This window comes from Kitasatospora xanthocidica (assembly GCF_014656195.1).
Lineage (GTDB): Bacteria > Actinomycetota > Actinomycetes > Streptomycetales > Streptomycetaceae > Kitasatospora > Kitasatospora xanthocidica.
Window position 1 is genome coordinate 1 of sequence record NZ_BNBY01000014.1, and the last position, 19,466, is coordinate 19,466.

Consider the following 19,466-nt stretch of genomic DNA (forward strand, 5'->3'; position numbering starts at 1 on the left):
ACGGACAGGCGGTCGCCCTCGACGACGCCGCCGGGCAGGACCAGGCGGGCTCCGGCCAGGGCAGTACGGTCACGGTCCGCGGTGGTCACGCGGTCACCTCCATCGAGAGCAGGTCCCAGGCGAGCAGGCCCGCGCCCAGGGACGCGGCGGTGTCTTTGAGCATGGCGGGAACGACCTCCGGGGGCATCTGGAAGGTCAGACGCTCGGTGACCGCCGCGCGCAGCGGGGCGAAGAGCGTGTCGCCGGCCTCGGCCAGCCCGCCGCCGACGATCACCGTGGACGGGTCGAGCAGGCTCTGGGCGAGGATGATGCCGTCCGCCAGGGCGTCGACGGCCCGCTGCCAGACCGCGAGGGCGCGGTCGTCCCCGGCGTCCACCGCGGCGGCGCAGGATGCCGCGTCGGCGTCGGGGTCGCCGCTGGCCTCGGCCCAGGCGCGGGAGACGGCGGAGGCGGAGGCCAGCGTCTCCAGGCAGCCGCGGGCGCCGCAGCCGCACGGCGGTCCGCCCGGGCGGACCACGACGTGGCCGATCTCGCCGCCGTAGCCGTGGGCGCCGGCCTCGATCCGGCCGCCGATGCCGATGGCGCCGGCGATGCCGGTGCCGAGGGCGATGAACAGGAAGCGGTCCACGCCCCGTCCGGCGCCGAGCCGGCCCTCCGCCAGGCCGCCGGACCGCACGTCGTGGCCGAGGGCCACCGGCATCGCGCTGCCGTCGGGGCCGGCCAGGCGCTCGCCGAGGAGCCTGCGCAGGGGGAGGTCCCGCCAGCCGAGGTTGGCGGAGAAGACCGCGATGCCGTTCTTCTCGTCGATCGTCCCCGGGACGGCGACACCGGCCGCGAGCGGGGCGACGCCGAAGCGGCTGCGGCCCTCGTCCGCCAGGTCGGTGGCGAAGTCGAGGATGGCGGCGACGACGGCGTCCGTGCCGTGCTCCCGCCCGGTCGGTCGGCGTGCCTCGAACAGCACGGAGCCGTCCTGGGCGAGCAGCGCGGCCTTCATGCCGGTGCCGCCTACATCGAGTGCGATGACGTGCTTCACGGAGGACAGTTTCCCTTGGTGGGTAGAAGAGGTCTAGTCCAGTTGTCGGATTGGTCTGGTCCATGCGGGGTGAGCTTTGTCGCAGCTGCGGGAGTGTGCGGCGGTTTGGGGCGGTCGCCGGAGCGGGGGCGGACGCGGGGTGTCCGGGGGATTGAATCCAGGTTGTCCGAGTGTGATCCGGGGGTGGGCGGGCGTGGGTGTTGCGCATCGTGCAACGACCCGGGGCACTTCGATAACTACTGGGTCGGGGTGGGCCAGTGGTGTGGACCAGTGGACGGCCGGTTTGGCAGTGTGGCGCCTCCCCCTGCCGGATTCCCTCGTTCCGGCGGCAGTTCTTCCCCCTAAGGCGGTACCCGCGTTGAACAGGCGCGTCCACGTTCCCACCCGTGTGCTCGGCAGTGTGCTGGCCGGAACCCTGGCACTCACCGCGGTCGGCGCGTGCGGCGGGCAGGACCAGGGGACCGTCACCCTCAAGCTGGTCGCGGCGGACTACGGCGAGAACGCGGAGACCGGCTCCGCGCACTACTGGGACGGGGTCGCCAGGGCCTTCGAGGCCGCCAACCCCGGGATCAAGGTCAGCGTCGAGGTGGACAGCTGGACCGAGATCGGCAAGAAGGTCGAGGACATGATCGCGGCCGGCAAGTCGCCGGACCTGCTGCAGACCGGCGGCTTCGCGGACCAGGTCGCGGCGGACCGGCTCTACCCGGCGTCGGACGTGCTCTCCGTGGACACCCAGGCGAACTTCCTGGACACCTTCACGCACGCCGGGCAGGTGCTCGGCACCCAGTACGGGATCCCGTTCGTGTCCTCCTCGCGGGTGCTCTTCTACAACAAGGCGATGTTCCGGCAGGCGGGGATCGCGCAGCCGCCCGCCACCTGGAACGAGCTGAAGCAGGACGCGGAGAAGATCAAGGCCAAGGTGCCGGGAGTGACCCCGTACGGGCTCCCGCTCGGGCCGGAGGAGGCCCCCGCCGAATCCATGCTGTGGACGCTGAGCGGCGGCGGGAGCATCTCCGACGACGTGGGCAACTACACCATCGACAGCAGCCAGAACCAGGCGACGTTCAGCTGGCTGAAGAACAACCTGGTGAGCCCCGGGCTGACGTACCCGGAGCCGGGCAAGATGAACCGCACCCCGGTGTTCCAGGACTTCGCGACCGGGAAGGTCGCGATGCTCAACGGGCACCCCACGCTGCTGCGGATGGCGACCGCCGGGAACATCGACTTCGGGACGGCGCCGATCCCCAAGAAGGACGGCCTCGGACGGACCGGCAGCCTCGGGGTCGCGGACTGGATGATGGCGTTCAAGGCCAACGGGCACAAGAACGAGATCAAGAAGTTCCTGGCGTTCGTCTACGGCCGGGACAACCAGCTGAAGTTCGACGAGCAGTACAACCTGCTGCCGGTCACCCAGGACGCCTTCAACCAGATGTCGACGGACCCGAAGCACGCGGACCTCAAGCAGTTCGCGGTCGGGCTGAGCAACGCCAGCTTCTATCCGTTCGGGGACCCGGCCTGGGGTGAGGTCAGCAACCGGATCAAGGCGGGGATCGGGCAGGCGGTGACCACGGAGCCCAAGCTGGTGCTCGGGGGGCTGCAGGATGCGGCGGCCAAGGAGGCGGCGCGGGTGCGGAAGTAGGCCGTGGGCCCGTCGTGTGTGGTGTGAGGCCCGGTCCCGGGGGTGGGGGGCCGGGCCTCTGGAGCCTCGGTGCTGGTCAGGGGAGGGTGATGGCGTAGGCCTTGCGGAGGGTTTCGTGGACCGTCCAGGTGGTGCGGTCGCCCTCGCGCAGCACGGCGCAGTCGCCGGGACCGACCTCCAGGGTGGGGCCGCCCTCGACCTCGATGGTCGCCCGGCCGCTGAGGACCACGAACATCTCGTCGGCCTCGACGTCGGTGACCACGCCCGGGGTGATCTGCCAGATGCCGCGCAGCTGGCGGCCGTCCGCGGACTCGGCGAGGACCTTGCCGGTGACCTCGGGGGTGCCGGAGACGATCTGGGCCGGGTCGAGCGGGTCGGGGTCGAGCTCGGCGTCGGGGATGTGCAGGGCGAAGCTGGGCGTGGTCATGGGCGTGGTCATGCGGGTGACGTTAGCGGCGGCGGGCGGGCGGAGGGGCGAGCAGTGTGTGTCGGGGGCGCGCGGGAGAATGACACTCCGTAGTGGTGGACGGAGGTGTGCGCGGTGGGCGAGCTGAGTGAGCGGGACCGGGCGGTGCTGGCGCTGGAGGGGCGGCAGTGGCGGACGGCGGGGGCCAAGGAGCGGGCGATCCGGGAGGAGCTGGGGCTCTCCTCTACGCGGTACTACCAGCTGCTGAACGCTTTGCTGGACCGGGAGGAGGCGTTGGCGCAGGCGCCGGTGCTGGTGAATCGGTTGCGGCGGGTGCGGGATGCCCGGCGGGCGGCTCGTTGAGGGGTTCCGCTGCGCGGGGCTTGGGTGTGGGTGGGGCTCTCGGGAGGGTGGGGGCGGGGCGGCTCCGGGGGTGGGTGCTCTGGGGGCTGGATGATTTTCAGACTGCCGACTCTGTGGGTGGGGGGTGCTCGCCGTTGGCAGTCTGAAAATCACCCGCAACGCCCCTCTCCGCACCCACCCCCTGCGCCGCCCCTTCCGCGGCACGTCCCTCTCGCCGGGACGGGGAGGGGGAGGTGGGGGGTGGGTGCGGATGGGTGGGTTGGTGGGTGGGTGTGGGTGGTGGGGGTTGGTGGTTGGGGGTATGGGGCTCGGTATGGGATTCGAAGAGGTGTGGGTGCCGGGGACCGAGGCTGGGCGGGACGGGGTGCGGGCGATTCTGCGGGCGCCTCGGGAGGCGGTGGTGGGGTTGGACTTCGATGGGACGTTGGCGCCGATCGTGGCTGATCCGAGTCGGGCGAGGGCGCATCCGGGGGTGGCGGGGGCGTTGCGGGTGCTGGCGGCGGAGGTGGGGGCCGTGGTGGTGGTGACCGGGCGGCCGGCGGCGTTGGCGGTGGAGTACGGGGGGCTGGCGGGGGTGCCGGGGGTGGTGGTGCTGGGGCACTACGGTGCCGAGCGGTGGGAGGACGGGGAGGTGAGCGCGCCGGAGGTGCATCCGGGGGTGGCGGCGGTGCGGGAGGCGTTGCCGGGGGTGCTGGCGCGGGTGGGGGCGCCCGAGGGGGTGTGGCTGGAGGACAAGGGGCGCTCGGTGGCGGTGCACACCCGGCGTACGGAGGCGCCGGAGGAGGTGCTGGAGTCGTTGCGGGCGCCGGTGGCGGAGTTGGCGGCCGGGCACGGACTGGTGGTGGAGCCCGGGCGGCTGGTCCTGGAGCTGCGGCCGCCGGGGGTGGACAAGGGGGCGGCGCTGACCGGGTTCCTGCGGGAGCGCGGCGCCCGGTCGGTGCTGTACGCGGGGGACGACCTGGGTGATGTGGCGGCCTTCGCGGCGGTGGAGGAGCTGCGGGGCGAGGGCGTGGCCGGGCTGCTGGTGTGCAGCGGGGCGGTGGGGGACGCGCCGGTGCGCGAACTCGCCGACCGGGCGGACCTGGTGGTCCCGGGCCCGGCCGGCGTGGTCGAGCTGTTGGGGGCGTTGGGGGCGGAGCTCAGAGCGCGTTGAGCTGGTCGAGGAACCACTGCTGCGGGGGGAGCGCGGTGGCCGCCGCCGCGAGGCGCTTGGTGCGGTCGGCGCGCTCCTCCGCGGGCATGGTGAGGGCGGCGTGCAGGGCGTCGGCGGTGGCGATGACGTCGTACGGGTTGACGGTCAGGGCGTCGTCGCCGAGTTCGGCGTGGGCGCCGGCCTCGCGGGAGAGGACGAGGGCGCAGCCGTGGTCGGAGACCACCGGGATTTCCTTGGCGACCAGGTTCATGCCGTCCCGGATCGGGTTGACGAGGGCTACGTCGGCGAGGCGGTAGGCGGCCAGGGAGCGCGGGAAGTCGTCGTTGACGTGCAGGATCAGGGGTTGCCAGGTGGGGGTGGCGAATTCGGTGTCGATGGCCTCGGCGAGTTCCTGGACCGCGGCGGTGTAGTCGCGGTATTCGGCGAGGTCGGTGCGGGAAGGGTAGGCGAAGGCGATGTGCACCACCCGGTCGTGCCACTCGGGGCGGGTGCGGAGCAGGTGCCGGTAGGCCAGGAGGCCGCGGACGATGTTCTTGCTCAGCTCGGTGCGGTCGACCCGGACGATGGTGCGGCGGTCGCCGACGGCCGTACGGAGGGTGGCGAGGCGTTCGTCCACGTCGGGGCGGTGGGCGCGTTCGCGGAGGAAGTCGGCGTCGGCGCCGAGGGCGTGGACGCCGAGGTGGGTGGTGCGGCCCTCGTGGGTGACGGTGAGGGCCTCGTGGTCGACGGTGGCGCCGAGGAGGTCTTCGCAGCAGGCGGCGAAGGCGCGGGCCCAGCGTTCGGTGAGGAAGCCGGCCCGGTCGGCGCCCAGGATGCCGGTGAGGACGGCGCGGGCGACGTCGTCGGGGAGCAGCCGGTAGTACTCGGGCGGGGCCCAGGGGGTGTGCGAGAAGTGGCCGATCCGCAGGTCGGGGCGGGCTTCGCGGAGCAGGGCCGGGGTGAGGGACAGGTGGTAGTCCTGGACGAGGACGGCGGCGTTCGGGGCGGCCTCGGCGGCCAGGGCGTTCGCGAAGGCTTCGTTGTACGTGCGGTAGGCGGCCCATTCGGTGCGGAAGTCGGCGTCGAAGGCGGGTGCGGTGGGGGTCGCGTAGAGCAGGTGGTGGACGAACCAGAGGGTGGAGTTGGCGACGCCGTTGTAGGCGCGGGTGAAGGTCTCGGGGTCGATGTCCAGCATCCGGACGGCCTGTCCGCCGACGTCGTGGCCGGCCAGGTCGAGGCGGCCGTTCGGGGCTTCCGCGGCGGCTCTGCGGTCCGCGTCGCCGAGGGCGGCGCAGACCCAGACGGCGTTCGGGTCGTCGATCGCGGAGAGCCCGGAGACCAGGCCCCCGCCGCCGCGCCGCAGGGTCAGCGTGCCGTCGTCGGCGGTGCTGAACGACACCGGTCCCCGGTTGGACGCCACCAGGACGGGGGCGGTGCCGGTCGCACTCGAACGTTCGGTCGTGAGATCGCCCATGGTTGGGATGTTGCCGGGGGCCCGGCGTGGCAAACCCGTCGACGGGGCCGTGAACCCGTCAATGTCGGGCGGCGTACTCGGGGACGGTGTGCATCGGGGGGCGTTCCAGGGCGGTGATGTCGTAGGTGCGGGGGGTGAAGATCGGGGTCCCGCCGGCCGTGGGCCGGGGCTCCGGGTCGCGGGTGAACTGGGTGAGGTGCGGGCGGACCAGGTCGGCGGAGGCCTTGAGCCGGTGGGCCCGGTCGAGGCGGTCGAGGGCGGTGCGGTAGATGGTGGCGGCCATCCGGCCGAGGGCCTGGCCGTCCTGGTGGCGGTGGTGCCGGACGCCGACGTCCACCTGGGCCAGGGCGTCCAGGCCGACCAGCTCCAGGGCGTCGACCAGCAGGCCGAGTTCGACGCCGTAGCCGGTGGGGAAGGGCAGCCGTTCGAGCAGGGAGCGGCGGGCCGCGTACTCGCCGCCGAGGGGTTGGACGAAACCGGCGAGTTCCGGCCAGTGGAGGTTGAGGAGGGGGCGGGCGACGAGTTCGGTGACGCGGCCGCCGCCGGCCGGGACGATGACGCCGCTGTCCGTCTCCAGCGGGCGGTCGTACATGGCCTTGACCAGCTGGATGGACTCGTCGGTCAGCAGTGGGCCGACGATCCCGGAGACGAAGGCCGGGTCGAACTCGCGCAGGTCGGCGTCCACGAAGCAGACGATGTCGCCGCGGGTGACCAGCAGCGAGCGCCAGAGCACCTCGCCCTTGCCGGGGGCGGCGGGCAGCCGGGGCAGGATGGCGTCGCGGTGCTCGACCCGGGCGCCGGCCTCGGCGGCGACGGCGGCGGTGGCGTCGGTGGAGCCGGAGTCGACCACGACGAGTTCGTCGACGAGCGGGAGGCGTTCCATCAGCTCGCGGCGGACGGTGCGGACGATGTCGCCGACGGTGGCCTCCTCGTCCAGGGCGGGGAGGACGACGCTGACCGTGCGCCCGGTGCGTTCCTTGGCGTCGAGAAGGGTGCGGACCGGCCGGTCCGCCGCGCTCCAGGACCGGCGGCGTAGCCAGGACGCCGCCTGCGGGAGGAGCTCGGGGGTCGGTTCGGCGGGCACGGAAGTCTCCTCGGCGGGTCGGGTGGGACGGGTCATCTCGCGTGGCGGACGGTCCCGTTCAGGAATGACGCCTTCGGATACAGTCTTCGTACAGCGGTCGGACCTTCGCACGCCGGGGTCACCGTTGAGCGCCACCACAATTTCACAAGCTCATCCAGAGGGACTGAGGGAACGGCCCGTTGACGTCCCGGCAACCTTCTCGCTCGGCTGTCGTCACAGGCCCCGGCGGGACAGGTGCCAATTCCGGCCTGTGGCGCGACCGTGCCACGGGGAAGATGAGGAGAGAGGCCTCGCCATCATGGCTATCGACACCGTCGCACCTGTTTCCGTGGACCTCGGCCCCGCCACCGCCCTGTCCTGTCGGGAGTGCGGCACCCGTTTCCCGCTCGGTCCCAGCTTCGCGTGCCTGGAGTGCTTCGGCCCGCTGGAGATCGCCTACGACTTCGGCAGCGAGGGCGCCGAGGAGCTGCGCAAGCGGATCGAGGCCGGTCCGGCGTCCGTCTGGCGCTACGCGCCGCTGCTGCCCGTCCCGGCCGACGTCGCCTCCAAGCCCAACCTGAACCCGGGCTGGACCCCGCTGGTGAAGGCGGACAACCTGGGCCGGGAGCTCGGCTTCACCGCCCAGCTGCACATCAAGGACGACTCCGGGAACCCGACGCACTCCTTCAAGGACCGGGTGGTGGCCTGCGCGATCGAGGCCGCCCGGGCCTTCGGCTACACGACGCTCTCCTGCTCCTCCACTGGCAACCTGGCCGGCGCGGTGGGCGCGGCGGCCGCCCGGGCCGGGTTCCGGTCCTGCGTGTTCATCCCGCACGACCTGGAGCAGGGCAAGGTCGTCATGGCCGGGGTGTACGGCGGCGAGCTGGTCGGCATCGAGGGCAACTACGACGACGTGAACCGCTTCTGCTCGGAGCTGATCGGGGACCCGGCCGGCGAGGGCTGGGGCTTCGTCAACGTCAACCTGCGGCCGTACTACGGCGAGGGCTCCAAGACGCTGGCGTACGAGATCTGCGAGCAGCTCGGCTGGCGGCTGCCGGAGCAGATCGTGATCCCGATCGCCTCGGGCTCGCAGCTGACGAAGATCGACAAGGGGCTGCAGGAGCTGATCAAGCTCGGCCTGGTCGAGGACCGGCCGTACCGGGTCTTCGGCGCCCAGGCCGAGGGCTGCTCGCCGGTGTCGGCGGCCTTCAAGGCGGGCCGGGACGTGATCAAGCCGGTCAAGCCGGACACCATCGCCAAGTCGCTGGCGATCGGCAACCCGGCCGACGGCCCGTACGTGCTGGACATCGCCCGTCGGACCGGCGGCGCGGTGGAGGACGTCACGGACGCGGAGGTCGTGGCGGCGATCCGGCTGCTGGCGCGGACCGAGGGCATCTTCGCGGAGACCGCGGGCGGGGTGACCGTCGGCGTGCTGAAGAAGCTGGTCGAGACCGGGCAGCTGGATCCGGCCAAGGAGACCGTCGCGATCAACACCGGTGACGGCCTGAAGACCCTGGACGCCGTCTCCGACGCCGGGATGACCGCCGTCATCCGCCCGACGCTGGACTCCTTCCGCGCCGCCGGCCTCGTGTCCGCCTGAACCACCCCGCCCCGCAAGGCCCCACCCCCGCAAGGAGAGCCATGAGCGCCAACGTCCGCATCCCCACCATCCTGCGCACCTACACCGGCGGCGCCGCCGAGGTGAGCGCCGAGGGCACCACCCTGGCCGAGGTCATCGCCGACCTGGAGCGGAACCACCCGGGCATCGCCGCCCGCATCCTGGACGACACCGGCAAGCTGCGCCGCTTCGTCAACGTCTACGTGAACGACGACGACGTGCGCTTCGCCGAGGGCCTGGCGACCGAGATCAAGGACGGCGTCGGCGTCTCGATCATTCCGGCGGTGGCCGGCGGCTGCTGAGCCGCGAACTCCCGCCATTCGGCCGCCCGCGCGTACGGAATTCCGATCTCCGTACCCGCGGGCGGCCGGTTGCATTCCGGCTGGAATATTTTCGAATGGAGTCGGAGTAGAGTGTCGCTCGACTGGGAACAGGGGTTCCCTCTCGGCCCGGCGGCAGGACCGGGCGAGGTTCCGTCGGAGGACGTCCGGCCGGTGAGACCGGTCCGTGAAACATGTCAGGCCGATGTCAGAATTACCGCGGGGATTTGAGTAATTCGTCCGCTATGCCCGGCGTGAAATGCCGAGATCTTCCCGATTCAACCCGTCCTGTCCCCTGCCGTCGCAACGGAATTACCGGCGGTTGACCCTGTTGCAGAGGGCTTCGGTCCGGATACATTCAGCGGCGGTCGACGCAATCACCCGCTCACCGGAAGCCGTACGGCGACCCGCGCGGAGGGCTGCGGCGTGCACGGCTGCGCCCAGGGGGGGTTCCCCGGGCCGGCCTTCAACCAACCCGGGCCCGCGACCTGCGGGCACGTGAAGGGCCAGCACAGCACAAGGGGAGTTCGGAATGGCTCAGGGCACCGTCAAGTGGTTCAACGCGGAGAAGGGCTACGGCTTCATCGCGGTCGACGGTGGTGCGGACGTCTTCGTCCACTACAGCGCGATCCAGATGGACGGCTACCGCACCCTCGAGGAGGGCCAGCGGGTCGAGTTCGAGATCTCCCAGGGACAGAAGGGCCCGCAGGCGGACATGGTTCGCGCGGCGGTCTGACCCCTTCCGACTCCAGGAGCTCGGCCCGGCCCACCGCTGGTGACCACTCGCTTCTCGACGGGCCCGTACGACACGTGTCGTACGGGCCCGTCGGCGTTCCCGGGCGGTCCCAGCGGGGGCTCGCGGGTTGGCGATTGGGCTTGCACTCGACCACCGTGAGTGCTAATCATTGGCGTTAGCACTCACAGCGTGAGAGTGACAGCGGACCGGGTCGGTGAGGCCCCCGGGAGCGGTAGGGGAAAAGACCCCCGCACACCAGGGCCGTCCGTCGCGGGCACCCCTTGGTCCGAGCAGTCGACCGTGTCCCGGAGGACCACTTCTGATGGCCAAGATCATCGCCTTTGATGAGGAAGCTCGCCGCGGCCTTGAGCGTGGCATGAACCAGCTCGCCGACGCCGTGAAGGTCACGCTCGGCCCCAAGGGCCGCAACGTCGTGCTGGAGAAGAAGTGGGGCGCCCCCACGATCACCAACGACGGTGTCTCCATCGCCAAGGAGATCGAGCTCGAGGACCCGTACGAGAAGATCGGTGCGGAGCTCGTCAAGGAGGTCGCCAAGAAGACGGACGACGTCGCGGGTGACGGCACCACCACCGCCACCGTGCTCGCCCAGGCCCTGGTTCGCGAGGGTCTGCGCAACGTCGCCGCCGGCGCCAACCCGATGGCCCTGAAGCGCGGCATCGAGAAGGCCGTCGCCGCCGTCTCCGACCAGCTGCTGGCCCAGGCCAAGGACGTGGAGACCAAGGAGCAGATCGCCTCCACCGCCTCCATCTCCGCCGCCGACACCCAGATCGGCGAGCTCATCGCCGAGGCCATGGACAAGGTCGGCAAGGAAGGCGTCATCACCGTCGAGGAGAGCAACACCTTCGGTCTGGAGCTCGAGCTCACCGAGGGCATGCGCTTCGACAAGGGCTACATCTCGGCCTACTTCGCCACCGACCTGGAGCGGATGGAGGCGACGTTCGAGGACCCGTACATCCTCATCGCCAACTCCAAGATCGGCTCGGTCAAGGACCTGCTCCCGCTGCTGGAGAAGGTCATGCAGAGCGGCAAGCCGCTCGTCATCATCGCCGAGGACGTCGAGGGCGAGGCCCTGTCGACCCTGGTCGTGAACAAGATCCGCGGCACCTTCAAGTCCGTCGCCGTCAAGGCCCCGGGCTTCGGCGACCGCCGTAAGGCCATGCTCGGCGACATCGCCATCCTCACCGGTGGCACCGTCATCTCCGAGGAGGTCGGCCTCAAGCTGGAGAACGCCGGCATCGACCTGCTGGGCACCGCCCGCAAGGTGGTCATCACCAAGGACGAGACCACCATCGTCGACGGTGGCGGCGACAGCGAGCAGGTCGCGGGCCGCGTGAACCAGATCCGCGCCGAGATCGAGAACAGCGACTCGGACTACGACCGCGAGAAGCTCCAGGAGCGCCTCGCCAAGCTGGCCGGCGGCGTGGCCGTCATCAAGGCCGGCGCGGCCACCGAGGTGGAGCTCAAGGAGCGCAAGCACCGCATCGAGGACGCCGTCCGCAACGCCAAGGCCGCCGTCGAGGAGGGCATCGTCGCCGGTGGTGGCGTCGCGCTGCTGCAGGCCGGTGTCGCCTTCGACAAGCTGGAGCTGGAGGGCGACGAGGCCACCGGTGCCAACATCGTCAAGGTCGCGCTGGAGGCCCCGATCAAGCAGATCGCGACCAACGCCGGCCTGGAGGGTGGCGTCGTGGTGGAGAAGGTGCGCAACCTCCCCGCCGGTCACGGTCTGAACGCCGCCACCAACGAGTACGTCGACCTGGTCGCCGCGGGCATCATCGACCCGGCCAAGGTCACCCGCTCCGCGCTGCAGAACGCCGCCTCCATCGCGGCGCTGTTCCTCACCACCGAGGCCGTCATCGCCGACAAGCCGGAGAAGGCCGCCGCGGCCGCCGGCGGCGGCATGCCGGGCGGTGACATGGACTTCTGATCCTGATCGGATTCCGATCGGATCGGCTGATCCTCGTCCGCGTGGGCGGTTCCCTTCGGGGGGCCGCCCACGCGGCGTTTCCGGCGTCGGGCCCGTTTTGAACCCATGGGCGGGCCACGGAGAATGGACGGATGGCTTCCGACGACATCGAGACCGCCCTGCACAACGCCCGGGCCCTGATCCTGGCCGACCTCACCGCGCGGGACGTGGCGGACGCCGCCGTCGTCTCGCTGGTGGAGCAGGCCGTCACCCACCGGCGCTGGTGGCTGGAGCAGTGGCCGGACGGCACCGAGTACGTGCTCGGGCTGGTCGCCCAGGACGTCCAGGACGCGCTGCTGGAGGCGTACGGGCGCTGGCCGCTGTGCGCCGACTGCGCGGACGACGGCGACCCGCACGCGCTGGGCGTGGAGCCGGAGCTGGGGCCGGAGCCGCACTGGGTGTGCGGCAAGCGGGGCGCGGTGGTGGCGCCGGTGGGCAAGCTGTCCTAGGGCGTGTCTGACAATTCGCGTCGGATCAGCGCGCGGCGTTGGGGTGCGTGCATCGCAAGGCGGAGGAGGGAGTCCATGCGGAGCATCGGCGACCGACGACAACGCGGCGAGGTGCGTGCCCCGGCGTCGCGCGCCCGGCGGGAATTGTCAGACACGCCCTAGGGCTCCAGCTGCCGGAGCTCGGCCGTCAGGTTGGCGCGGGCGGCGTCGGCGAAGCGGGCGTGGGCGGCGGGGGTGCGGTAGAGCGCGGGCAGCGCGAGGAGGCCGCGCAGCACGGCGGCGCGGCCGGCCCGGAAGTCCGGCGCGGGGACGAAGCCGTACTCCTCCCGGACGGCGGCCGCGTACGCCGCGTACGCCTCCGGGGTGCCGCCGAGGACGGCGAGGTCCGCGTCGCAGAGCACCTCGCCGTCGCGGTCGCCGGGCGCCGGGTCGTGGCCGACGGTCAGCAGGACCAGCCGTTCGACCTCGGCCACCCGGGCGGCGGGCAGGCCGGCGGCGGTCAGCGCGCGGACGGCCAGGGCGGCGCTGCGCTCCTCGTTCTCGCTGCGGTCGGGGCGGTAGACGGCGTCGTGGAACCAGGCCGCGAGGCGGACGGCGTCCGGGTCGGCGGCGTGCCCGGCGAGGTCGTCGACGTGCCGCAGGACCGCGCCCAGGTGGTCGGCGGTGTGGTAGCGGCGCTGCGGCTCGGACCAGCGGCGCAGCAGCTCCCGGCCGTACGGCTCGGGGTCGGCGGTGGTGCCGCAGCGGAGCAGCAGGGCGGTCCAGGCGGTGAGCAGGTCTTCCTCGGTGGTGGGCATGACGGCCATTGTGCTGGGTCGGCCCGGGGCTGGACCTATAGGTAGGTTGACGATATATGTAGTCGTATGACAGAACGCTCCATGCAGGAGCCCACGCTGCTTCTGCTCACCGCCCTGGCCGACGCGCCGAGACACGGCTACGCGCTCATCCAGGAGGTCGCCGCGATCTCGGACGGCCGGGTCAAGATGCGCACCGGCACCCTCTACGGCGCCCTCGACCGGCTGCTCGGCCAGGGCCTGATCGAGGTGGCCGCCGAAGAGGTGGTGGACGGCCGGGCCCGGCGCACCTACGCGCTGACCGGAGCCGGACGGGAGGCGCTGGCCGCCGAGGCCGGGCGCCTGCGGGCGGTCGCCACCGAGGCCGAGCGCCGGCTCACGAAGATCCGGGCGATGCTGCCGGGGAATGCCGGGTCGCAGGGGCGGCCCGCGTCGGGGGGAGGACTCTCATGACCATGCCGGTGATCGGTGCCGCGCCCTCGGTGGCGCTGCGGGCCGCGCTGCAGCTCTACCCGGAGCGGTACCGCCGGGAGCGCGGCGAGGAACTGGCCGAGGTGTTCGCCGACACCACGGCGGCGGGCGGCCGTGCGGCGGTCGCCCGGGAGGTGCTCGGCCTGGCCGTGTACGGGCTGCGGGTGCGGCTCGGGCTGACCGGCGCCTCGGCGGCCGGCCGGCTGCTCGCGCTGGCCGCGCCGATGATCGCCGGCGCGGTGGTCGGCGCCACGATGGTGCCCTGGCTGGCCACCGTGGACCGGACCACCAGGTGGCTCGCCTGGGACGACTCGCTGGGGAACCACGTCCGGGCGTTCGCCCCGCCGGTGGCCGCGCTGCTGCTCGCGGTGGCGGCCCTGCTGGGGCGCTGGACCGCGGTGCGGGCCACCGCGCTGGTGCTGGGCGTCATCGGGCTGAGCCAGCTGGGCGAGGCCGTGTTCACCTCGCACTTCGACCTGTGGTGGTCCGGCTACATCGGGATGGCCTCGCTGCCCTTCGTGGCGGCGGCGCTGCTGCTGGTCGCCGCGCCGACCGACCTGCTGCCCCGGCCGACCCTGCGGACGGCGGGGCTGGTGCTGGCCGCGGCGGTGGCGGGCGGACTGCTGGAGGCGGCCCAGAACTGGGACGACACCACCTTCCCGCTGGACCGGTGGTGGGTGGTGGCGATGCTCGTCGCCCCGCTGCTGCTGACCTTCGCCGCGCTGCGCGGCCGGACGGTGCCGACGGCCGTGGGGATGACGGCGCTGGTGCTGACCGGGCCGGGGTGCGTGTTCAACATCTGGCGTGAGGCCCACGGGGTCTCGAACCTGCTCCCGATGGCGGTGCCGGCGGCGGGGCTGCTGGTGCTGGTGGCGGTGGCGGTGCACCGGTACGGCCGGCGGCCGGCCGTCGCGGCGGTCCACCGGACGGCCTGACGGGCTCGCCCCGGGCGGGGCGCGGCGGGGGTTGCCGGGCGGGGCGCGGCGGGGTCGCCGTCCCGGTGCGGCCGGACGGGGGTGCGCCCTCGTCGGGTCCGGCCGGATGTGGCAACCTACTGATATGTCTAGACCAATTTTCGAAGTCATCGCGCTGACGCCCCAGGATGCCCAGGCCGCCGAGTCGGGCGGCGCCGACCGGCTCGAACTGGTCACCGACATGGCCGCCGACGGGCTCACCCCGTCCGTCGAGGACTTCGCCCGGATCCGGGCCGCCGTCGGCCTCCCGCTGCGCGTCATGCTCCGGATCCGGGACGGCTTCGCCCCCGGCGACCTGGACGAGCTCTGCGCCCGGGCCGCCGCCCTGCGGGCCGAGGGCGCCGAGGAGTTCGTCCTCGGCTTCCTCGACGCCGACGGCGCCGTCGACCTGGCCGCCACCGCGGCCGTCGCCGAGGCCGTGGCCGGCTGCCGCTGGACCTTCCACCGGGCGATCGACCACAGCGCCGACCGGGCCGCCCTGCGCGCCGCCGTCGGCGAGCTGCCCGGGCTGGACACCTTCCTCACCTCCGGCGCGGCCGCGGGCGTGGACGCCGGGCGCGCGGTGCTGTCGGCCGAGCTGGCCCGGGCCGGGGAGCCCGGGTACGGGCAGCGGATCCTGATCGGCGGCGGCCTGCGGGCCGAGCACCTGGCGGGGCTGCTGGCCGAGGGCTTCGACGCCTTCCACGTCGGCGGGGCGGTGCGGGCCGACGGCTGGCGGACGCCGGTGGACGCGGCCAAGGTCGCCGAGTGGCGGGCGCGGATCGACGCCTGAGCGTCCGCGAAAGGGCCGGCTCCCCCGGCCCTTTCGCGTGGTCAGCGCAGCTGCTCGGGCAGCGGCTCGGCGTGCAGCACGGTCAGCCCGGAGACGGCACGGGTCAGCGCCACGTACAGCCGCCGCAGGCCGGTCCGCTCGTCCGGCTCGCCGGCGACCACCGCGGCCGGCTCGTCCAGCACCACGTAGTCGTACTCCAGACCCTTGGCCAGCGAGGCCGGGACGAGGGTGAGCCGGGACTCGGCGCTGGTCTCGTCGCCGGGGGAGAGGTACGACAGGCCGGCCGCGGCCAGCGCCTCGGCGAGCCGCGGGATCCGGGCGTCGGCGGCGATCAGGCCGGTCGAGCCCTCGTGCTCCAGCGCCTCCCGGCAGGCGCGCAGGGCCGCCTCGACCGGATCCCCGTCGGCGACCGGGCGGATCGTCAGCGAGCCGGGCGTCTCGCGCACCGAGGTGGCCGGGGCCAGGCCCGGGGCGATCGCCGGGAGCAGCCGGGAGGCGTACACGATGACCTCCTCCGGCACCCGGAAGCCCTTGGTCAGCTCCTCGATGTGGGCGTCCGCCTTGCCCAGGTGGCGCAGCGCCTCCGGCCAGCTGGCCGTCGCCCACGGGGTGGTGCCCTGGGCGAGGTCGCCGAGGACGGTCGCCGAGCCGGTGGTGCAGCGGCGGCCGACGGCGCGGTACTGCATCGGGGAGAGGTCCTGCGCCTCGTCCAGCACCACGTGGCCGAGCGAGGGCGTGCGCTGCACCAGGTCCGTCGCCTCGTCCACCAGGACGGCGTCGGCCGGTGTCCAGCGGGCGGTCTTCACCGAGCGTCCGGGCTTGGGCCACAGCACCGCCCGCTGCTCCTCGGGCGTCAGCACGCCCTCGGCGCACTCGGCCAGGAACTCCGGCTCGGAGAGCAGCCGCAGCACCAGCTTGGCCGGGTCGACGGCCGGCCAGCACTCCTTGACCACCGCCTTGACCGCGGTGGTGCGGGCCACCGCGTCCTGCACCCGGTCGTCCGGGGCCTCGCCGCCCTGCTCCATCTTCAGCAGCACGGCGTGCGCGAGGCGCTGCGGCAGGGCGTCGCGGGCGGCCCCGTAGCGGATCTCACGGCCCTTCAACTCCTCGATGATCTCGACGAGTTCGTACGCCGGGACGCGCCAGCGGCGGGAGCCGCGGACCACCACGCAGGGCTCGGTGGGCAGCGAGATGCCCGCCCGCACCGCCCGGCGCAGCACCTCGGCCATCCGGGCGTCGCCCTTCAGCCGGGCCGCCTCCGGGTCGTCCTCGCCCCGGACCTCGACGTGCCCGACCAGCTGCTGCACGGTGGCCTGGGCGACGTCCAGCTCGCCGAGGGCCGGGAGCACCTGCTCGATGTAGGAGAGGAAGGCGTTGTTCGGCCCGATCACCAGGGTGCCGGTACGGGCCAGGCGCTCGCGGTGCGCGTACAGCAGGTAGGCGACGCGGTGCAGGCCGACGGCCGTCTTCCCGGTGCCCGGCGCCCCCTGGACGCAGATGGTGCCCGTGAGGTCCGAGCGGACGATCTCGTCCTGCTCGGGCTGGATGGTGGCCACGATGTCGCGCATCGGGCCGACGCGGGGCTTCTCGATCTCGGCGGCGAGCAGGGCGGAGGTGGTGTCCGTCTCGGCCGGGTCGGTGAGGTGCTCGTCCTCGTAGGCGGTGAGCTCGCCGCCGGTGTAGCCGAAGCGGCGGCGGCGCTCGACGTCCATCGGCTCGGTGCGGCTGGCCCGGTAGAACGGCTGGGAGACCGGCGCGCGCCAGTCGATCACCATCGGGTCGCCGTCGGCGTCGTGGACGTGGCGGCGGCCGATGTAGAAGTTCTCCCCTCCTCCGCCTTCACTCAGCTCCTCGCTGACCGCGTGCAGGTAGTCGAGGCGGCCGAAGAAGAGCGGGGTGTGGGAGAGGTCGGCCAGGGCGGCGATCCTGGCCTCGATCTGGTTCTGGAGGACGACGGCGGACACCCAGGTGCCGGTCACGTCGCGCAGGTCGAGCGACTCGACGTCCTCGCGCATCGCTCGCAGCGCGGCCCGGGACGAGGCCAGGTGGTCGCGTTCGCGCTGGAGGGGGTCGGTGGTGGGGGTGGCGGGCACAGCGAACCTTCCCGGCTGCCCCGGTGGCGGGCGCAGCGGATCGATGGAGCTCACGGTGGGGTACAGCCGACCGGTTGCCGTGCGGTCGGCGCCTCCCCCGGCTGCCTGCGGGACTTCAGCAGGTACCACGGTTCGGGAGGGGGCAGACGGACGATCTTAGACCCGTCCGTCCCCGGGGACCAGCCGTGCAGGTCTCGGGGTTCCCCCTACTTCCGTCCGGGGTCCGCCGTACACCCGGAGGACGACCTCCGCCGCGGCGGATACGGCCTTTGGAGTGATGCCCGCGGCCGGTCGGGTGCCTACCGTTGAAGACATGAGCACCAAGACCCGCACCCCCCGGACCGGCCCGCACGGCGCCACCGCCGCCAACGGGCGCCACCGCAACCCGCTGAGCACCGCCGTCCGCAACGTCGGCATCGCCCTGGACACCGCCGCGCGCGTGATCTTCCTCGGGCGCGACGGTGTCCGCTACTGAGCCTGCTGCTGGGACTGCTTACAGCACGTCGTCCGCGTCGATGATCCGGTACGCGTAGCCCTGCTCGGCCAGGAAGCGCTGCCGGTGGGCCGCGAAGTCCTGGTCCACGGTGTCCCGGGCGACCACCGAGTAGAAGTGGGCCGAGTGGCCGTCCGCCTTGGGGCGCAGCACCCGGCCGAGGCGCTGGGCCTCCTCCTGGCGGGAGCCGAAGGTCCCGGAGACCTGGATGGCCACCGTGGCCTCGGGCAGGTCGATCGAGAAGTTCGCGACCTTGGAGACCACCAGGACGCTGATCTCCTTGTTCCGGAAGGCGTCGAAGAGCTTCTCGCGCTGGGCGTTGCTGGTCTCGCCCTTGATCACCGGGGCGTCCAGGACCTCGCCGAGTTCGTCCAGCTGGTCGATGTACTGGCCGATGATCAGCGTCTGGTCCTTCTCGTGCTTCTTGACCAGCGCCTCCACCACCCGCCGCTTGGTCGCCGTGGTGGCGCAGAAGCGGTAGCGCTCCTCCGGCTCGGCGGTCGCGTAGGCGAGCCGCTCGGAGTCGGTCAGGGTGACCCGGACCTCGCAGCAGTCGGCGGGCGCGATGTAGCCCTGCGCCTCGATCTCCTTCCACGGCGCGTCGAAGCGCTTGGGGCCGATCAGGCTGAACACGTCGCCCTCGCGGCCGTCCTCGCGCACCAGCGTCGCGGTCAGGCCGAGCCGGCGGCGGGCCTGGAGGTCCGCGGTGAACTTGAACACCGGGGCGGGCAGCAGGTGCACCTCGTCGTAGACGACCAGGCCCCAGTTGCGGGCGTCGAACAGTTCCAGGTGGGCGTAGACGCCCTTCCGCTTGGTCGTCATCACCTGGTAGGTGGCGATGGTGACCGGGCGGATCTCCTTCCTCGTCCCGCTGTACTCGCCGATCTCGTCCTCGGTGAGCGAGGTGCGCTTGACCAGCTCGTGCTTCCACTGCCGGGCCGAGACGGTGTTGGTGACCAGGATCAGCGTGGTCGACTTGGCGTGCGCCATCGCGGCGGCGCCGACCAGCGTCTTGCCGGCGCCGCAGGGCAGCACCACGACGCCGGAGCCGCCGTGCCAGAAGCCCTCGACGGCCTGCGACTGGTACGGGCGCAGCTGCCAGCCGTCCTCGGCCAGGTCGATCGGGTGCGCCTCGCCGTCCACGTACCCGGCGAAGTCCTCGGCGGGCCAACCGAGTTTGAGCAGCACCTGCTTGATCTGACCGCGCTCGGAGGGGTGCACCACCACGGTGTCCGGGTCGACCCGGGCGCCGACCAGCGGGGCGATCTTCTTGGAGCGCAGCACCTCCTCCAGCACCGGCCGGTCGGTGGTGGCCAGCACCAGCCCGTGCGTGGGGTGCTTGAGCAGCTGGAGCCGGCCGTACCGGCCCATGGTGTCGGCCACGTCCACCAGCAGCGCGTGCGGCACCGGGTAGCGCGAGTACGTCACCAGGGCGTCCACCACCTGCTCGGCGTCGTGCCCGGCCGCCCGCGCGTTCCACAGCCCGAGCGGGGTCACCCGGTACGTGTGCACGTGCTCGGGCGCCCGCTCCAACTCGGCGAACGGCGCGATGGCACGGCGGCAGTCGGAGGCCTTGGGGTGGTCGATCTCCAGGAGAAGAGTTTTGTCGCTCTGGACGATGAGCGGTCCGTCGTTCACGCGGGGGAGCCCTC

The 19,466-nt window shown here is 72.6% G+C and carries 19 protein-coding genes and 1 riboswitch; of the genes, 12 read left to right on the plus strand and 7 right to left on the minus strand.

Going from position 1 to position 19,466, the window contains the following annotated elements; all coding sequences use genetic code 11:
- Window positions 1-85 precede the first annotated feature (85 nt).
- Window positions 86-1,033, minus strand: coding sequence for an ROK family protein (locus IE332_RS23440; RefSeq protein ID WP_189919789.1), 948 nt, complete (start codon window positions 1,031-1,033; stop codon window positions 86-88).
- Window positions 1,034-1,433: 400 nt separating this feature from the next.
- Between IE332_RS23440 and IE332_RS23445 the strand changes: the two genes are divergently transcribed.
- On the plus strand, window positions 1,434-2,672 hold the full coding sequence (locus tag IE332_RS23445) for an extracellular solute-binding protein (protein WP_189919791.1): 1,239 nt from the start codon (window positions 1,434-1,436) through the stop codon (window positions 2,670-2,672).
- A 76-nt stretch (window positions 2,673-2,748) separates the two neighbouring features.
- Here IE332_RS23445 and IE332_RS23450 read toward each other — a convergent pair whose 3' ends face one another.
- Window positions 2,749-3,099: a cupin domain-containing protein gene (locus IE332_RS23450; protein ID WP_189920112.1), complete on the minus strand. Its 351-nt coding sequence runs from the start codon at window positions 3,097-3,099 to the stop codon at window positions 2,749-2,751.
- A 114-nt stretch (window positions 3,100-3,213) separates the two neighbouring features.
- Between IE332_RS23450 and IE332_RS23455 the strand changes: the two genes are divergently transcribed.
- Entirely contained in the window at window positions 3,214-3,441 is a 228-nt protein-coding gene (locus tag IE332_RS23455) for a DUF3263 domain-containing protein (RefSeq protein ID WP_189919793.1), read from the plus strand.
- A 313-nt stretch (window positions 3,442-3,754) separates the two neighbouring features.
- Complete coding sequence (gene otsB / locus IE332_RS23460; RefSeq protein ID WP_189919801.1) at window positions 3,755-4,594, plus strand: trehalose-phosphatase; 840 nt, start codon at window positions 3,755-3,757, stop codon at window positions 4,592-4,594.
- Here the strand turns inward: otsB and IE332_RS23465 are convergent.
- Window positions 4,581-6,047 (minus strand): alpha,alpha-trehalose-phosphate synthase (UDP-forming), encoded by a 1,467-nt coding sequence (locus IE332_RS23465; protein ID WP_189919803.1) that lies wholly within the window; start codon window positions 6,045-6,047, stop codon window positions 4,581-4,583. The two genes, otsB and IE332_RS23465, sit on opposite strands and share 14 nt — an antisense overlap.
- Before the next feature lie 58 nt (window positions 6,048-6,105).
- Complete coding sequence (locus IE332_RS23470) at window positions 6,106-7,131, minus strand: glucosyl-3-phosphoglycerate synthase (RefSeq protein ID WP_229928850.1); 1,026 nt, start codon at window positions 7,129-7,131, stop codon at window positions 6,106-6,108.
- Window positions 7,132-7,278: 147 nt separating this feature from the next.
- Window positions 7,279-7,413: riboswitch (SAM riboswitch) on the plus strand.
- 16 nt (window positions 7,414-7,429) lie between these two features.
- On the opposite strand from IE332_RS23470, the gene thrC reads away from it, so the two are divergent.
- From thrC to IE332_RS23495, 5 genes are all read left to right on the plus strand, one after another.
- Complete coding sequence (gene thrC, locus IE332_RS23475) at window positions 7,430-8,710, plus strand: threonine synthase (protein ID WP_189919807.1); 1,281 nt, start codon at window positions 7,430-7,432, stop codon at window positions 8,708-8,710.
- A gap of 41 nt (window positions 8,711-8,751) precedes the next feature.
- Window positions 8,752-9,030 (plus strand): MoaD/ThiS family protein, encoded by a 279-nt coding sequence (locus IE332_RS23480; RefSeq protein ID WP_189919809.1) that lies wholly within the window; start codon window positions 8,752-8,754, stop codon window positions 9,028-9,030.
- A gap of 550 nt (window positions 9,031-9,580) precedes the next feature.
- The gene (locus IE332_RS23485) at window positions 9,581-9,784 is read left to right on the plus strand and encodes a cold-shock protein (RefSeq protein WP_030289665.1); all 204 of its coding nucleotides are present in this window, start codon (window positions 9,581-9,583) and stop codon (window positions 9,782-9,784) included.
- Window positions 9,785-10,106: 322 nt separating this feature from the next.
- A complete protein-coding gene (gene groL / locus IE332_RS23490) occupies window positions 10,107-11,729 on the plus strand; it encodes a chaperonin GroEL (RefSeq protein ID WP_188308227.1) in 1,623 nt (540 codons plus the stop codon).
- Window positions 11,730-11,860: 131 nt separating this feature from the next.
- Window positions 11,861-12,217 (plus strand): DUF8819 family protein, encoded by a 357-nt coding sequence (locus tag IE332_RS23495; protein WP_189919811.1) that lies wholly within the window; start codon window positions 11,861-11,863, stop codon window positions 12,215-12,217.
- A gap of 158 nt (window positions 12,218-12,375) precedes the next feature.
- On the opposite strand, the gene IE332_RS23500 is transcribed toward IE332_RS23495, so the two are convergent.
- Window positions 12,376-13,014, minus strand: a complete 639-nt coding sequence (locus IE332_RS23500) for an HD domain-containing protein (protein ID WP_229928851.1) — start codon at window positions 13,012-13,014, stop codon at window positions 12,376-12,378.
- 66 nt (window positions 13,015-13,080) lie between these two features.
- Between IE332_RS23500 and IE332_RS23505 the strand changes: the two genes are divergently transcribed.
- The 3 genes from IE332_RS23505 (at window position 13,081) to IE332_RS23515 (ending at window position 15,228) form a co-directional block, all read left to right on the plus strand.
- Window positions 13,081-13,464, plus strand: a complete 384-nt coding sequence (locus IE332_RS23505; protein WP_189919815.1) for a PadR family transcriptional regulator — start codon at window positions 13,081-13,083, stop codon at window positions 13,462-13,464.
- Complete coding sequence (locus IE332_RS23510) at window positions 13,461-14,417, plus strand: hypothetical protein (RefSeq protein ID WP_189919817.1); 957 nt, start codon at window positions 13,461-13,463, stop codon at window positions 14,415-14,417. The genes IE332_RS23505 and IE332_RS23510 overlap by 4 nt, the downstream gene beginning before the upstream one ends.
- A gap of 124 nt (window positions 14,418-14,541) precedes the next feature.
- Window positions 14,542-15,228: a copper homeostasis protein CutC gene (locus IE332_RS23515; protein WP_189919819.1), complete on the plus strand. Its 687-nt coding sequence runs from the start codon at window positions 14,542-14,544 to the stop codon at window positions 15,226-15,228.
- 41 nt (window positions 15,229-15,269) lie between these two features.
- Here the strand turns inward: IE332_RS23515 and IE332_RS23520 are convergent, their stop codons facing one another.
- A complete protein-coding gene (locus IE332_RS23520) occupies window positions 15,270-17,321 on the minus strand; it encodes a HelD family protein (RefSeq protein ID WP_229928852.1) in 2,052 nt (683 codons plus the stop codon).
- A 313-nt stretch (window positions 17,322-17,634) separates the two neighbouring features.
- Between IE332_RS23520 and IE332_RS23525 the strand changes: the two genes are divergently transcribed.
- Entirely contained in the window at window positions 17,635-17,796 is a 162-nt protein-coding gene (locus IE332_RS23525; RefSeq protein ID WP_189919821.1) for a hypothetical protein, read from the plus strand.
- A gap of 18 nt (window positions 17,797-17,814) precedes the next feature.
- On the opposite strand, the gene IE332_RS23530 is transcribed toward IE332_RS23525, so the two are convergent.
- Window positions 17,815-19,452, minus strand: coding sequence for a DNA repair helicase XPB (locus IE332_RS23530; protein WP_189919823.1), 1,638 nt, complete (start codon window positions 19,450-19,452; stop codon window positions 17,815-17,817).
- Between the last annotated feature and the right edge of the window lie 14 nt (window positions 19,453-19,466).